This is a genomic window from Micromonospora sp. CMU55-4 (genome assembly GCF_011602315.1).
Taxonomy (GTDB): Bacteria; Actinomycetota; Actinomycetes; order Mycobacteriales; family Micromonosporaceae; genus Micromonospora; species Micromonospora chalcea.
Genome location: NZ_JAAOLH010000003.1, coordinates 149,314 through 162,999 on the forward strand (window position 1 = coordinate 149,314; position 13,686 = coordinate 162,999).

At 75.3% G+C, this 13,686-nt stretch carries 15 protein-coding genes; 11 read left to right on the top strand and 4 right to left on the bottom strand.

Translation table 11 applies throughout. The features are described from left to right. Window positions 1-157 precede the first annotated feature (157 nt). A complete protein-coding gene (locus HA073_RS06835; protein WP_166455927.1) occupies window positions 158-2,326 on the top strand; it encodes an adenylate/guanylate cyclase domain-containing protein in 2,169 nt (722 codons plus the stop codon). A 76-nt stretch (window positions 2,327-2,402) separates the two neighbouring features. On the opposite strand, the gene paaI is transcribed toward HA073_RS06835, so the two are convergent. Continuing rightward, entirely contained in the window at window positions 2,403-2,810 is a 408-nt protein-coding gene (gene paaI / locus HA073_RS06840) for a hydroxyphenylacetyl-CoA thioesterase PaaI (protein WP_043323587.1), read from the bottom strand. Between the two features lies 1 nt (window position 2,811). Next, on the bottom strand, window positions 2,812-4,119 hold the full coding sequence (paaK, locus tag HA073_RS06845; protein ID WP_166455928.1) for a phenylacetate--CoA ligase PaaK: 1,308 nt from the start codon (window positions 4,117-4,119) through the stop codon (window positions 2,812-2,814). Between the two features lie 223 nt (window positions 4,120-4,342). On the opposite strand from paaK, the gene HA073_RS06850 reads away from it, so the two are divergent. Next, window positions 4,343-4,813, top strand: coding sequence for a CrcB family protein (locus HA073_RS06850; protein WP_043330057.1), 471 nt, complete (start codon window positions 4,343-4,345; stop codon window positions 4,811-4,813). 22 nt (window positions 4,814-4,835) lie between these two features. Continuing rightward, complete coding sequence (locus tag HA073_RS06855) at window positions 4,836-5,198, top strand: CrcB family protein (protein WP_113972850.1); 363 nt, start codon at window positions 4,836-4,838, stop codon at window positions 5,196-5,198. A gap of 9 nt (window positions 5,199-5,207) precedes the next feature. Here the strand turns inward: HA073_RS06855 and HA073_RS06860 are convergent, their stop codons facing one another. Beyond that, entirely contained in the window at window positions 5,208-5,540 is a 333-nt protein-coding gene (locus HA073_RS06860) for a hypothetical protein (protein ID WP_030499339.1), read from the bottom strand. Between the two features lie 88 nt (window positions 5,541-5,628). Further along, a complete protein-coding gene (locus HA073_RS06865; RefSeq protein ID WP_113972851.1) occupies window positions 5,629-6,888 on the bottom strand; it encodes an MFS transporter in 1,260 nt (419 codons plus the stop codon). A 118-nt stretch (window positions 6,889-7,006) separates the two neighbouring features. Here HA073_RS06865 and HA073_RS06870 point away from each other — a divergent pair, with 118 nt between their 5' ends. From HA073_RS06870 to HA073_RS06905, 8 genes are all read left to right on the top strand, one after another. Beyond that, window positions 7,007-7,996, top strand: coding sequence for a LacI family DNA-binding transcriptional regulator (locus HA073_RS06870; protein ID WP_064445751.1), 990 nt, complete (start codon window positions 7,007-7,009; stop codon window positions 7,994-7,996). A gap of 32 nt (window positions 7,997-8,028) precedes the next feature. Further along, entirely contained in the window at window positions 8,029-8,280 is a 252-nt protein-coding gene (locus HA073_RS06875; RefSeq protein ID WP_223201021.1) for a hypothetical protein, read from the top strand. A gap of 179 nt (window positions 8,281-8,459) precedes the next feature. Then, entirely contained in the window at window positions 8,460-9,296 is an 837-nt protein-coding gene (locus tag HA073_RS06880; RefSeq protein WP_240925575.1) for an LppM family (lipo)protein, read from the top strand. Window positions 9,297-9,434: 138 nt separating this feature from the next. Beyond that, complete coding sequence (locus tag HA073_RS06885; RefSeq protein WP_069088684.1) at window positions 9,435-9,779, top strand: hypothetical protein; 345 nt, start codon at window positions 9,435-9,437, stop codon at window positions 9,777-9,779. A 13-nt stretch (window positions 9,780-9,792) separates the two neighbouring features. Beyond that, a complete protein-coding gene (locus HA073_RS06890) occupies window positions 9,793-10,401 on the top strand; it encodes a hypothetical protein (protein WP_069088539.1) in 609 nt (202 codons plus the stop codon). Then, the gene (locus HA073_RS06895) at window positions 10,398-11,078 is read left to right on the top strand and encodes a carboxypeptidase-like regulatory domain-containing protein (protein ID WP_069088538.1); all 681 of its coding nucleotides are present in this window, start codon (window positions 10,398-10,400) and stop codon (window positions 11,076-11,078) included. The genes HA073_RS06890 and HA073_RS06895 overlap by 4 nt, the downstream gene beginning before the upstream one ends. 16 nt (window positions 11,079-11,094) lie before the next feature. Next, the gene (locus HA073_RS06900) at window positions 11,095-12,351 is read left to right on the top strand and encodes a phage tail sheath subtilisin-like domain-containing protein (protein ID WP_069088537.1); all 1,257 of its coding nucleotides are present in this window, start codon (window positions 11,095-11,097) and stop codon (window positions 12,349-12,351) included. A gap of 1 nt (window position 12,352) precedes the next feature. Then, complete coding sequence (locus HA073_RS06905) at window positions 12,353-12,835, top strand: phage tail protein (protein WP_043323571.1); 483 nt, start codon at window positions 12,353-12,355, stop codon at window positions 12,833-12,835. Window positions 12,836-13,686: the final 851 nt, after the last annotated feature.

The following is a 13,686-nucleotide window of genomic DNA, read 5'->3' on the forward strand; positions in this document are numbered from 1 at the left end:
TTCTACGGCCTCGGGGTCGGACTCGTACTCCTCGCGTCGACTACACGACTAATGGTTGCGGGTGGCCGACATACGTCGTCCTACCGATCCCCCGAGAACCCGGTGGTGAAAGTCTTCGGAGGTCGTCAGGCACCGGACCAGGGAAAGGGTGGGTGCGATGTTGATCACCACGCCCGTGGTAAGTCGGGAAGCCGTCGTCGCGGCCTGCCCGCCGGTGCCGGAGGAACGCCGCACGGTGACCGTCCTCTTCGTCGACATCGTCGGCTCGACCCGGCTGGTCGAGCGGCTCGACCCGGAGGACCTGCGGGCCTTGCAACGCGCCTACTTCGGCACCGTCGCGTCGGTGCTGCGCCGCTGGCGGGGCGTGGTGGAGAAGTACGTCGGCGACGCGGTGATGGCGCTGTTCGGCGCGTCCGCTTCGGACGGCTTCGACGCATACCGGGCGGTGCGGGCCGGGCTGGACATCCAGGCCGCGCTGGACCGGCGGCGGCCGGGCGGCGTCCGGCTGCGCGTGCGGGTCGGCGTGGCGACCGGCGAGGTGCTGCTCGACCTGGCCGGCGCCCGCGACGGCGGCCACGGCGCGGCGAGCGGCGCGGTCATCACCACCGCGGCCCGGCTCCAGGAGCACGCGCCGCCCGGTGGCGTGGTGGTCTGCCCGGTCACCCGCGACGCGGTGGCCGGCCTGGTCGAGCAGCGTCCACTGGCCACCATGACGCTCGCCGGCAAGTCGCTGCCGCTGGACGTGTGGCGGGTGACCGGGACCGCCGGGCGCCGGCCGGCGCGGCATCGCGCCCCGCTGGTCGGGCGACGGCGTGAGCTGGCCACCGCGGCCGAGGAGGTGACCGCCGCGCTCCGGCAGCGGCGTCCCCGGTGGATCTCGCTGGTCGGGCCGCCCGGCAGCGGCCGCAGCCGGCTGCTGCACGAGGTGATCCGCGCGGTGTCCCAGGTGGACGGTGTCCCGGTACTCCGGCGGGTGGCGTACTGCCCGCCGTACCCGGCCGGCGAGCTGGCGCCCCTGGCCGACCTGCTCCGCACCCGGGCCGAGGCGCCGCGCCCACTGCCGGGCGTGGCCGTCACCGACGGTCCGGGCGGCGGGGCGCTGGCCGCGTTCCTGGCCGCGCCGCACGACGACACCGCGGCGGCGCGGGCCGTGGTGGCCTGCCGGGAGGCGCTGCTCGGCCTGGCCGCCGAGGCGCCCGTGGTGGTGGCCGTCGACGACCTGGACCGGGCCGCGCCGGCGCTGCGCCGGTTCCTGCGCCAGCTCCACGTCGCGGCGAGCGACCGCGGGCTGCCGCTCGCGGTGGTCACCACGTACGGCTCCGGGTCGGCCGACCCGCTGCCCGCCCCGGGGACCCGGCGGATCCCGCTGCGCCCGCTGAGCCCGCTGGAGACCGGACGGCTGCTGCGGCACCTGCTCGGCCACACCGGCCGGCCGGCCGCGCTCGCCGCGCGGCTGCTCCCCCTGGCCGGCGGCAACCCGGCCGTCGCGACCGCGTACGCCCTGACCGACCCGGCGGACGAGCCGGCCGGCGTGCCCTCGGCCGCGCGGCGGCTGGTGGACGCCCGGCTGGACCGGCTGGACGGCACGCACCGGGCGGTGCTGATGGCCGCCGCCGCCCGCGGCGGCCCGGTCGCCGCCGCGACGGTGGAGGCGATGCTCGGCTGGCCCGCCGGCCGGGCCACGCCGGCGCTGCGCGCCCTGGCCGCGGCCGGACTGCTGCGGCCCGTCGCGCCGGGCGGGTGGACGGTCGAGCCGCTGGTGGCGCGGGTGGCCGCGCACCGGCTCTCCCGGGCCGTGCGAGCGGATTTCGCCCGCCGTCTTCGCGCCGCGTCCGGAGTCGGCGACATCGGCGCAATGGCGGACGGCGAGCGCGTCGCCGCCCGGGCCGGTGTCCGGACCGTCGGCGCGGCCGTACCGCCGGGCGTGGCCGGTGGCGGACGCGCCGCCGCCCGGACGGCCGGAGTGGGCGCGGGTCGGCATCCGGCCCGCGTCCCGGAGGACACCGCTGCCGGCTTCGCGCCGGGAGCGGGAGCCGGTGTCCCCGCACGGGACCCCGACGAGCGGGAACTCTGCCCGCTCGGGGCGGGACGGTCGCGCCGGTCGGGTGGAGGGGCCCGACCGGCGCCCGGCCCGCCGGATCGGAGCGGCGTGCTCCGGGCGGTGCCCGGGCCGTCCTGGGCCGGACCGGCGACGGCCGGCGATCTCGCGGCGTGGCCCGGGTGGCGGACCGTCCCGTTACCCGGAGCCGCGGCGCGGCCTGAGAGGGCGGGCCGCGCGCGGCGAAGAGCCGAGCCCGGCGGGTACGCGACTGGGCTCGCCGCATGACGGCGACGTCCGGGTCGGAGCGGGCACGGGGCCACTCCGGCCCGGGCGGCTCGTCGGGCGGGTCGAGCGGTGGCCGTCAGCCGCGGGCGATGGTGCGGCTGCGTCCCCGGAACTCCGCCACCACCTCGTCGCCGCGCCGCACCGTGACGTCGTAGATGCCGCTGCGGCCCTGCCGGACCCGCTCGGTGGCGTACGCCTCCAGCACGTCGCCCTCGCGTACCGGTCGCAGGAAGCTGATCTCGCCGCCGGCCGCGACGGTGGCCGGGCCGTGGCTGTTGCAGGCCAGCGCGAACGCGGTGTCGGCGAGCAGGAACACGAAGCCGCCGTGCCCGATCGCGTGCCCGTTGAGCATCGCCGGGGTGACCCGCATCCGCGCCACGGCCGCGCCGTCACCGGCCGAGACGAGTTCGATGCCGAGCCCCTTGGACGCCACGTCGGCGTCGAACATGTCGTGCGCCGCGGTGCGGCCGCCGTCGTCCGCCATGTCAGCGCTCCCGCCGCTGGTCGACGATGCGGCGCATCTTGCCCATCGACCGTTCCACCCCGTCCGGTTCGATCACCCGCACCGCGACGGAGACGCCGATGGTGTTCTTGACCTGCTCGGCCAGGGCCGCGCCGGCCCGTTCGGCCTCGTCGGCGGCGGCGTCCGCGCGCCGCTCCACGTGGACGGCGAGCGTGTCCATCCGCCCCCGCCGGTCGAGCACGCACTGGAAGTGCGGCGACAGGGCCGGGGTACGCAGGATCAGCTCCTCGATCTGCGTCGGAAAGACGTTCACCCCCCGGACGATCATCATGTCGTCGGTCCGTCCGGTGATCTTCTCGATCCGCCGCATCGGGCGGGCTGTGCCGGGCAGCAGCCGGGTCAGGTCCCGGGTGCGGTAGCGGACCACCGGCATGGCCTCCTTGGTCAGCGAGGTCAGCACCAGCTCGCCCCGCTGTCCGTCGGGCAGCACCTCCCCGGTCACCGGGTCGATGATCTCCGGGTAGAAGTGGTCCTCCCACAGGTGCAGGCCGTCCTTGGTCTCCACGCACTCGACCGCCACCCCCGGGCCCATCACCTCGGACAGGCCGTAGATGTCCAGCGCGTGCATGTCCAGGCGCTGCTCCAGCTCACGGCGCATGTCCTCGGTCCACGGCTCGGCGCCGAAGACGCCCACCCGCAGCGAGGTGGCGCGCGGGTCGACGCCCTGGCGTTCCATCTCGTCCACGATGGCGAGCATGTAGCTCGGGGTCACCATGATGACCTCCGGTTCCAGGTCGCGGATCAGCATGACCTGGCGCTCGGTCATGCCACCGGAGACCGGGACGACGGTGCAGCCCAGCTCCTCGGCGCCGTAGTGCGCGCCGAGGCCGCCGGTGAACAGCCCGTAGCCGTACGCGACGTGCACCCGGTCACCGCGGCGGCCACCGGCGGCCCGGATCGAGCGGGCCATCAGCTTCGCCCAGGTGTCCAGGTCGGCGCGGGTGTAGCCGACCACGGTCGGGCGTCCGGTGGTGCCGGAGGACGCGTGCAGCCGGGCGACCCGTTCGCGGGGCACCGCGAACATGCCGAACGGGTAGTTCTCCCGCAGCTCCGCCTTCGTGGTGAACGGGAAGCGCGCCAGGTCGGTCAACTCGCGCAGGTCGCCCGGGTGCGCGCCGGCGTCGTCGAACGCGCGGCGGTAGTGCGGCACGTTGTCGTACGCGTGCCGCAGCGAGTGGCGCAGCCGGTCCAGCTGCAGGGCGCGCAGCTCGTCGACGCCGATCCGCTCGACGGGATCCAGCTCGTCCGGACGAGGGGTGCGGTCCTGCACGGCTTCCTCCTGGCGCGACGGGCCCCGGGCACCGCCGCGCCGGGCGCTGCCGCCCACCGTACGCCCCTCATCCCTCCCCCACCCCCCGCCCCCGTGATCTTGCACTTGCCGCCCCTCGGGTGTCCGCTTTACGCGCAATGCCGGGGCTGGAACCGCAAGATCACCGAGAGCGGGGGCGCGGGCGGGCGGCGGGGTTATGCTCGCGGGGGCGGTGGGAGGTGTGGTGTCGGATCCGCGTGTTGATCCGGACGTCGACCTGCGCGTACCGGCGGACCGGTCGGAACTGTCCGCGCACCCGGCGGCCGTGCTCGGCGTGATCGCCGCCGGTGGCGTGTTCGGCGCGCTCGCGCGGGCGGGCGCGCAGGCGGCGGTGCCGCACCGGCCCGGCGAGTTTCCGTGGGCCACGTTCGCCGTCAACGTCACCGGCTGCCTGCTGATCGGTGCGCTGACGGCGATGCTCGCCGCCCGCCCGGCCCACCCGCTGACCCGGCCGTTCCTCGGCGTCGGCGTGCTCGGCGGGTTCACCACGTTCTCCGCGTACGCGGTCGACGCGCAGCGGCTGCTGACCGACGGCGCGGCGGCGACGGCGGGCGTCTACCTGGCCGCCACGGTGCTCGGCGCGCTGGCCGCGGTCGCGGCCGGGGACGCGGTGACAGCGCGCCTGCTGGCCGCCCGGCACGGGCGGGCCCCGTGACCGCCCAGACGGTGGCGGGCCGATGACCGTCCTGCTGATCGCGCTCGGCGCCGCGCTCGGCGCGCCGCTGCGCTACCTGACCGACCGGGCGGTGCAGGCCCGGCACGGCTCACCGTTCCCGTGGGGCACGCTCACCGTGAACGTGTCCGGGTCGCTGCTGCTCGGCGGCCTGCTCGCGGCGCCCGTCGACCCGGCGGTGACCGCGCTGGTCGGCACCGGTTTCTGCGGCGCGCTGACCACCTGGTCGACGCTGAGCTACGAGACGCTGCGCCTGGCCCGCACCGGGAAGCGCCGCCTCGCGTACGCGAATGCGGCGCTCAGCGTGGCCGCGGGCCTGGGCGCGGCGTTCCTGGGCTACGCCCTCGTCACCGCGCTGACCGGCTGACCGCGCCGGTCAGCGGGCCCGGCGTTCCGGGTGGGCCCGGTTCCACGCCCGCATCCGCTCCGGGTAGCCGGTGCGGGCCGCCTCGTACAGCGGCACCGCGTGCTTCTGGGCGATCTTGCCGGCGGCGCGGGGCGAGCCGGTACGGCGGCGGATCCACTCACCGTCGTGCGCGATGGCGACGACTGTGGTGTCGGTGGCGGTGGTCTCCGGTTCCAGGTAGAACTCGACCCCGCGCCGGCTGGTGACGAACGCCTCCAGCTGCGCCAGGTCCTCCTTGGTCGCCTCGCGGTCGAGCTTCGTGGGCGTCGTCGGGTCGGCGGCCCGGCGGCTGAACCAGCCCATGCCCGCCTCCTCTCCTCGGCGTTCGCTCCAGTGCAGCACGCCGGCCTGGCAGGCGGCTGGGAGCGCGGTGGGAGTCGGCTGGACCCGCTCAGCCGACCTTCGCCGCCGCTGCGCCGGCCTGCGTGTCCGGCGCGGCGGGGCGCTCCCGCAGCACCGGCACCAGCGCGAGCGTGGGCAGCAGGAGCAGCGGCACCACGCCGAGCGCGGACAGCACGCCGAAGTGGTCGCCGAGGAAGCCGAGCAGCGGCGGGCCGGCCAGGAAGGCGGTGTAGCCGATCACCGCGACCACGCTCACCCGGGCCGGGGCCTTGTCCTCGTCGTCGGCGACGGCGCTCATCCCGACCGGGAAGCCGAGCGAGGCACCGAGTCCCCACAGCGCGACGCCGACCACCGCGAGGGGGCCGTTCCCGGCCAGTACGGCGAGCGCCGCGCCGGCGGACGCCATCGCGATGGTGGTGAACAGGACCGGCACCCGGCCCCACCTGTCGATGGCGACGGTGCCGACGGTGCGGCCGATCGTCATGCCCACCACGAACACGCCGAAGACCGCGGCGCCGACCGCCTCGTCGACCCCGTACCCGTCGACGAACGCCACCGCGAGCCAGTCGTTGGCACTGCCCTCGGTGAACGCCATGACCAGCACGAGCAGGCCGACCAGCAGGGTGCGGGGCTCGCGCCAGGCGGCCAGCAGCGCCTGCCGCCGGGCGGCCGGCTCCCCGGCCCCGGCCGCCTCGGCGGTGGCCGCGAGGAATGCCCGGGCGCCGACCAGCGTGCCGGCCAGGATCAGTACGGACAGGACCGGCAGGTGCACGCCCACGGGTACGCCGAAGTGCGCGGCGCCGGCGCCGAGCCCGGCCCCGGCCACCGAGCCGAGACTCCAGGCGGCGTGGAACCGGGGCAGGATGGTGTAGCCGAGGCGCTTCTCCACGGCCGCGCCCTCGACGTTCATCGCCACGTCGCACATGCCGGAGCCGAAGCCGAACGCGGCGAGGCCGAACCCCACCCCGACGACCGAGCCGACCAGGCTGGCGGACAGACCCGCCACGGTCAGGCCGAGCGAGACCAGCACCACCGACACGGCGACAGTGCGCGCGGGCCCGAGCCGCTGGGTGACCAGGCCGGCCGTCGGCATGGCCAGCAGCGAACCCGCCGACGCGCAGAGCAGCAGCAGGCCGAGCCGCCCCGGGTTGAGGTCGAGCGCCTCCTGGGCCGCCGGGACCCGGGAGAACCAGCTCGCCACCGCGAGCCCGTTGAGGGCGAAGACGACGGCGACGCCGTTGCGGGCGGTCAGCACCGCCCGGGGCGCCGGTGGCCGCTTCCCGGCCGGTGCGTCGATGGTGCTGCTCACGGTGCGGTGGTCCCTTCCCCCGTCTGGTTCCCGACGACAATCGCACACCTGAGAGCGCTTCCACCACAAGCGCCGTTATGGCTTCGCCCATCCGCGCCGGAGCAGGCATGATGCGGACATGGGTACGCCGACCGCACGTCCCGCCACGCTCGACGACGTCGCCCGCGGCGCCGGGGTGTCCCGGGCCACCGCCTCCCGGGTGCTCGGCGGCTACGGGTTCGCCTCGGCGGACGCCCGCGCCCGGGTGCACGCCGCCGCCGAGCACCTCGGCTACGTGCCGGACCTCGCGGCCCGGTCGCTGGTGCGCGGAGCGGGCGTACGCCTGGTGGTGGCCGTGGTGGGCCGCGACGACACCGTGCTGGACGACCCGTACGTGCACCGGGTGGTGGGCGCGGCGTCGCGGGTGGGCGCGCCGCACGGCGTCGGGGTGGCGCTGGAGTGGCTGCCGCTGGCCGACCCGTCCGGGCTGACCCGGCTGGGCGCCGACCGGGGCGTGTGCGGGGTGATCCTGGTCAACACGACCCAGGCCGCGCTGGACGCGGTGCCGCCGAGGCTGCGCGGCCGGGTCGTCTCGATCGGTCAGGGCTCTCCGGCGGTGCCGTCGTTCGACGTCGACAACGCCGGTGGCGCGGGTGAGGTGCTGCGTCACCTGTACGCCACCGGCCGGCGCCGCGTCGTCATGGTCACCGGGCCGCGCTGGTTGAGCTGCGCAGAACGGTCGGTGACCGCGTACCGGGAGCTGATGCGGGAGTCCGGGTCGCCGGAGCGGCTGGTCACCGGCGACTTCACCGCGGCGCGGGGCGGCCGGGCGGCACTGGAGGCGCTGCGCCGGTGGCCGGACGCCGACGCGGTCTACGCGGCCAGCGACGCCACCGCGTTCGGCGTGATCGCCGCGCTGCGCGGGCGCGGCGTGCGGGTGCCGCACGACGTGGCGGTGGCCGGGTTCGACGACCTGCCGTACGCGGCGATCAGCAGCCCGCCGCTGACCACCGCGACCCATCCGGTGGACCGGATCGCCGCCGCCGCGGCCACGGCCGTGCTGACGCGCGCGCCGGTCGCCCCGAGCACCGCGTTCCCGTCGACGCTGGTGGCCCGCGAGAGCGCCTGACGGTCGACGGGTACGGCGAAGGAGGGCCTCCGGTGGGCGGTGTCATGACGTGGATGTACCGGGGCGGCCGGGTGGTGCTGCGCCGTCGCCGCCGCGAGCCGGTCCGGCTGGTCGAGGTGCCGGTGGCGCAGCGGCCACCGATCCTGCGCCGGCATCTCGCGCTCGCTCCCGGCGCGCGCCCGCACGCGCCGGTGGACCGGCACGCCCCGCTCGCCGACTTCGCCCGGGTCGCCCCCGGCATCCCGGTCTTCCGGATCGTCGCGGCGGAGTCCCCGGCGCGGTGACCCGCCGCCCGGGTCGTCACCGGGAACCCCGGCGGAACGGCGACACGACAATCCTTCAGAATATCGATCGCTCACGTTTTCGACGTCGTCCGAATGGGAGAGGACGCCGGTAAGATCGGCGACAGAACGGCGACCGATCACGGACTGCCCGGCGGGCTGCACCGGCTCACACTGAGCGCATGAATACGAGACTCCGCCGCAGCCGGGCATTCCGCCTCGCGGTGTGTCTCGCCCTCGTGGCGATATTGAGCGGCTGCATGCAGCTCAACCTCGGGCTGACCGTGAACGACGACGACACGGTCTCCGGTCAGCTCCTGCTCACCGCGCCGAAGTCCGTGCTCAAGCAGCGCAACCCGGACCCGGCGGTGGCCTTCGCGGAACTGCGGCCGAACATTCCCTCACTTCCGCCCGGAGCGGAGACCCGGTACGAGGACGCCACCTCGTACGGCATTCAGATCACGTACCGGAAAACACCGCTGGCACAATTCACGAGCGAAAGCGTGAATCTTGTCCGGGACGATGATCTGTATCGCTTCTCGCTCCCGCTGGACCCGAAGAAATACGGCGGCAAGTTCGGGCAGCAGGATCCGCGCCAGCAGCAGGCGTTCATGACGCTGATGGCGTTCGAGATCTCGGTGACGTTCCCCGGCCGGGTGCTCGACACCAACGGCACTGTCACCGGGCGCTCGGTCACCTGGAAGGTGGTCGCCAACCAGCCCAAGCCGTCCGAGCTGCGCGCCGTCGCCCAGGCGCCCCCGCCGCCGGCCACCAGCCCGGCCGCCGTGGTGACCGGTGACGGTTCCTTCCCGTGGCTGCCGGTGGTGGCCGCCGTGGTCGTCCTGCTGCTGGTCGCCGCCGTCGTGCTCGTGCTGCTGATGCGGCGACGGCGCTCCCGCGGCGGCCCGGACGCGACGGCGACCACCGGCCCGGGCGTGCCGGCCGACCCCGCCCCGGCCTCCACCGGCGCCCCGGCCGCGCCCGACGCACCGACTCGACCCGCCGGTCCGTCGGCCTGAGCCCACCGACCACCGACGGCGTCCGCGCCGGCGGCCCACCAGCACACCGGGCGGAGGCTGGGTCACGTGACCCGGAACGCCGCCGCACCATCCCACCCCGACCTGCACCACCGCACCACCGAAAAGAGGGGGATCGCCGTGAACGATCTCTTCACCTGGGCCGCCCTGGGCAGCCTCACCGGCGCCAGCGCCGCCACCCTGCTCGCCGCGAACGTCATCGGCGGGCTGATCGGCCCGAGCGGCGACAAGGCGCGCAAGTGGATCGCGCTGGGCTTCGCGCTCCTGCTGTCCTACCTGACCGCCGCGTTCGCCGCCGACGCCGGCCCGGAGAAGTGGATCATCGCGTTCTTCAACGGGCTGGTGATCTTCTCCGCCGCGCTCGGCGTCAACCAGCTCCCCCCTGGTAACCGGCAGGCGACGCAGGCGTCGCCGACCCAGCTCGCCCAGGGCCGCGAGCCCCGCTACGTCCGCTCCTGGGTCTGAGAGAGGTGACCCCATGATCTTCGGCATCCTCAGCGCGGCCGTCCAGGTCGTCTTCGGCGCCGTACTCGGGCAACTCGCCGCCGGCACCGTCGGCCTGCTGGCCGGCGCGGTCGTCGGCCTGCTCGTCGGCGCGCCGTTCGGCTGGGCGTCCGCGTCCGCCGGCACGTACGGCCCCGACCCGAAGGGGATCTTCCTGTTCGTGGTCGACCACACCTGGAGCCTGCTCAACACGTTCGCCGGGGCGCTCTTCCTGGCCCTGCACCTGGTCTTCGGCCACCAGCTCGACCGGATCGTCTCGGCCGGCAGCGGCCGGGTCAACGTGATCGAGGGCGTCTCACCCCGGTACGCGACCACGATCGGCACCGTGTGCGCCGGCTCCAGCCCGGGCATCCAGCGCCACGAGGACGTGCACGTGTTCCAGGCCCGGCTGCTCGGCCCGTTCTACCTGCCGCTCGTGGCTCTCAACTACGTGCTGTTCACCATCGCCCCGGTGTGGCTGCTCTGGCACGACCACACCAACGCGCCGATCAACCGGTTCACCCGCTACTTCGAGATCGGCGTCTACCCGCACGTGTGGAACGAGGCCATCGCGTACCGGATCCAGGGGACGCCACCGCGATGACCGGCGCGATCGAGGCGGCCGTCGCGGACGTCGCGAGCTGGCTGACCGGAGCCGCGGGTGAGCCCGTACCGGTCGGCCCGCCGCGCGACGACCCCGGCGGCGGCCTCACGGTCTGGCCGCTGGAGCTGCGGCCGGGCCGGCAGACCGCCACCGGCGGCGCGGCGCGCGAGCCGTACCGGTTCGTGGTCCGGCTGCTGGTCTCCGGCGGCGGGCCGGCGGCGCTGCCCGCGCTGGACCGGGTGCTCGCCGCCGCCACCACGTCCGGCCGGCCGGAACTGGTGCTCGCCACCGGCGACCCGGCGCTGTGGCGGGCGCTCGGCGTGGCGCCCCGGCCGGCGCTGCTGCTGGACGTGCCGGCCCGGATCGACCGGCCGGTCCCGGTCGCGCCGCCGGTGCGGCACCCGCTGCGACTGCGGCAGCTCGGCATGCGCACGCTCGACGGCCGGGTGGTCGGCCCGCAGGACCAGCCGCTCGCCGCCGTCCGGGTGGAGCTGGTGGACACCGCCCAGGCCACCGAGACCGACACCGCCGGCCGGTTCCGGCTGACCGGCGTGCCGCACGACCCCGACGCGCCGGAGGCCCCGGTGCGGATCCGGCTGGTCGGCGCGGGACGCGTCCACACCGCCGAACTCGATCCGGACGGCGACCACCTGATCGTCGTCCGCGCGCCCGACTGACGTCCGAGGAGGACCGATGCCCACCTACTTCTCCCCCGGCATCTACGTCGAGGAGGTGCCCAGCGGGGCCCGCCCGATCGGACCGGTCGGCATGAGCACCGCCGCGTTCGTCGGGGTCGCGCCCGACCGGGGCGCCCACGTCGGCGAGGCGCTGGCGGTGAACAGCTGGACCGAGTTCCTGCGGCTGTACGCCGACGGCGAGCACCTGGAGAGCACCCCGCTGGCCCGCGCCGTGTTCGGCTTCCTGGACAACGGCGGCACCCGCTGCTGGGTGGTGAACGTCGGCGAGGGCGGCCGCCTCACCGGCACCGGCGGGCGGCGCGGCGGCCTGGAACTGCTGGAGGCGATCGACGAGGTCTCCATAGTGGCCGCGCCCGGCTACCACGACCCGGTCTCGCACGAGGCCCTGATCAGCATGGCCGAGCGGCTGCGCACCATGGTGGCGATCTGCGACCCGCCGCCGGAGGTCACCGACGTCTCCCGGCTCACCCGCGTCGCCACGCCGGGCAAGCCGCCCAAGCCCGCGTCGGCCGCTTCATCCGCGTCGGTCGACAAACCCGCCGAGGGTACGCCGGGCGACGCCGACGACGAACCGCCCGGCACCGGCGGTGACCGGCCCCGGCAGTCGGACTACGCCACCTTCTACTTCCCGTGGATCCGGGTCCGCGACCCGCTCAGCGGCGACCTGGTGCTCACCCCGCCGAGCGGGCACGTCGCCGGCATCTGGGCCCGCACCGACGCGCTGCGCGGCGTGCACAAGGCGCCCGCCAACGAGCCGGTACGCGGCGCCGTCGACCTCGCGTACCGGGTGACCCGGCCGGAGCACGACGTGCTCAACCCCAAGGGCGTCAACGTGATCCGCTTCTTCGCGGGGGAGGGCATCCGGCTGTGGGGCGCCCGTACGCTCGCCGCCGAGGCCAGCGAGTGGCGCTACCTGAACGTGCGGCGGCTGTCCATCTCGATCGAGCAGGCCATCGCGGGCGGCACCCGGTGGATGGTGTTCGAGCCGAACGACTTCACGCTGTGGCGCTCGATCCGCCGCGACATCGGCGCGTTCCTCACCCGGGTGTGGCGCGACGGCGCGCTGCTCGGCCGTACGCCCGAGGAGGCGTTCTTCGTCAAGTGCGACGAGGAGACCAACCCGGCCGACGTCCGCGACGCCGGGATGGTGGTCGCGCACATCGGCATCGCGGTGGTCAAGCCCGCGGAGTTCGTGGTGTTCAAGCTGAGCCAGTGGGCCGGCGGCACCGAGACCGAGACGATCGGAGGCTGACATGCCCACCACCGCGACGCCGCAGCCGGGGGCGCCCGTCGACCCGTACCGCGCCTACCACTTCAAGCTGCTGATCAACGGCATCACCAACGGGCACTTCACCGAGGTCAGCGGCTTCGAGGTGGCGATTCCCGCGCTGTCGTACCGGGAGGCGGGCAACGAGCGCATCCGGGCCGTGCCGGGACAGGTCGAGTACGCCCCGGTCACGCTCCACTTCGGCCTGACCAGCTCGCGTGAGCTGTGGGACTGGGTGAACGCGGCGGCGAAGGGCACCGTCAACCGGCGCAACGTGTCGGTGGTGCTGCTCGACCCGGCCGGCACCGCCGAGGTGCTGCGCTGGAACATGATCAACGCCTGGCCGACCCGGTGGCGGGGCGCGCACCTGAACACCCTGTCGCAGGAGATCGCCATCGAGGCGCTGACCCTGGCGTACGAGGGCCTGGAACTGGAGGCCGGCGGTGCCGCCGCCCCGGCGGGCGCGTGACCGGCTGGCCCGCGCGCTGCGGGCCACCGCGGATCGCCTGTCCGGTCCGGCCCCGGCCGAGGACGCGCCGTCCTTGCCCGGCCAGCAGCCCGCCCCCGGTCAGCCGCCCGAGCACTGGCGGCGGCTGGTGGCGGCGCACGCCCCCGGCCTGCTGCGCGACCTTCCGCCGGTTTCCGCTCCTCCCCCGCTCTCCGACGAGCGGCGCCAGAGGGGCCGGTGGCGCTGGATGGCACGTTTGATCAACGGACTCGCCGCTTTCCGCAACAGCCCGCCGAGATCTCGGTACGAAAGGGCCCCTATAGGGGCCGTTTCCTACCAAGATCTCCCGGAGCTCCTGGGAAGTGGGACGGGGATCTCGGGAAGCGGGAACTCGGAGCCGGGGCGCGGTGCGCGGTCGCCGGGAGCGACGAGTGCCGGGTGGGAAGTGAGCGGGGCGACGCCCTCCACGCCGACGCCGGGCGCCCGGTCCCGCTCGGACGGGGCCTCGCGGTCGTGGGACGACGGGGCGTCTGCGGGTGAACCCGCGAACCGGTTCGTGACGGAGCCGATCGGCTTGGCCGGGGCACCGGAGAGGACGAGAGCGGCGCGTATGCCGGACCGGACCGGATCACCGGGCGCCGTCGGCCCGACCGGTACCGCAAGCACCACGGAAGCCATCGGTGGCGCGCCCCCGGCACGCCGGCCGGTGGTGACTCGCGCCCTCAGGCCGGCCCTCACCGGCACGAGGGGCGCGAGCAGCGACGGCACCGGTCGGCCCACCGATCCGGGCGTGCCCGCCGGGCCCGTACACCCCGCCGGCAGCCGGGACACGATCGGGTCGCCGGGTCCCGTGGTATCCGGCGAATCGGACC

Coding starts and splice junctions, on each gene's coding strand:
- HA073_RS06905 (WP_043323571.1), top strand. CDS start 12,353: ATGCCCACCACCGCGACGCCGCAGCCGGGGGCGCCCGTCGACCCGTAC.
- HA073_RS06900 (WP_069088537.1), top strand. CDS start 11,095: ATGCCCACCTACTTCTCCCCCGGCATCTACGTCGAGGAGGTGCCCAGC.
- HA073_RS06890 (WP_069088539.1), top strand. CDS start 9,793: ATGATCTTCGGCATCCTCAGCGCGGCCGTCCAGGTCGTCTTCGGCGCC.
- HA073_RS06835 (WP_166455927.1), top strand. CDS start 158: ATGTTGATCACCACGCCCGTGGTAAGTCGGGAAGCCGTCGTCGCGGCC.
- HA073_RS06870 (WP_064445751.1), top strand. CDS start 7,007: ATGGGTACGCCGACCGCACGTCCCGCCACGCTCGACGACGTCGCCCGC.
- paaI (WP_043323587.1), bottom strand. CDS start 2,810: ATGGCGGACGACGGCGGCCGCACCGCGGCGCACGACATGTTCGACGCC.
- HA073_RS06895 (WP_069088538.1), top strand. CDS start 10,398: ATGACCGGCGCGATCGAGGCGGCCGTCGCGGACGTCGCGAGCTGGCTG.
- HA073_RS06855 (WP_113972850.1), top strand. CDS start 4,836: ATGACCGTCCTGCTGATCGCGCTCGGCGCCGCGCTCGGCGCGCCGCTG.
- HA073_RS06880 (WP_240925575.1), top strand. CDS start 8,460: ATGAATACGAGACTCCGCCGCAGCCGGGCATTCCGCCTCGCGGTGTGT.
- HA073_RS06860 (WP_030499339.1), bottom strand. CDS start 5,540: ATGGGCTGGTTCAGCCGCCGGGCCGCCGACCCGACGACGCCCACGAAG.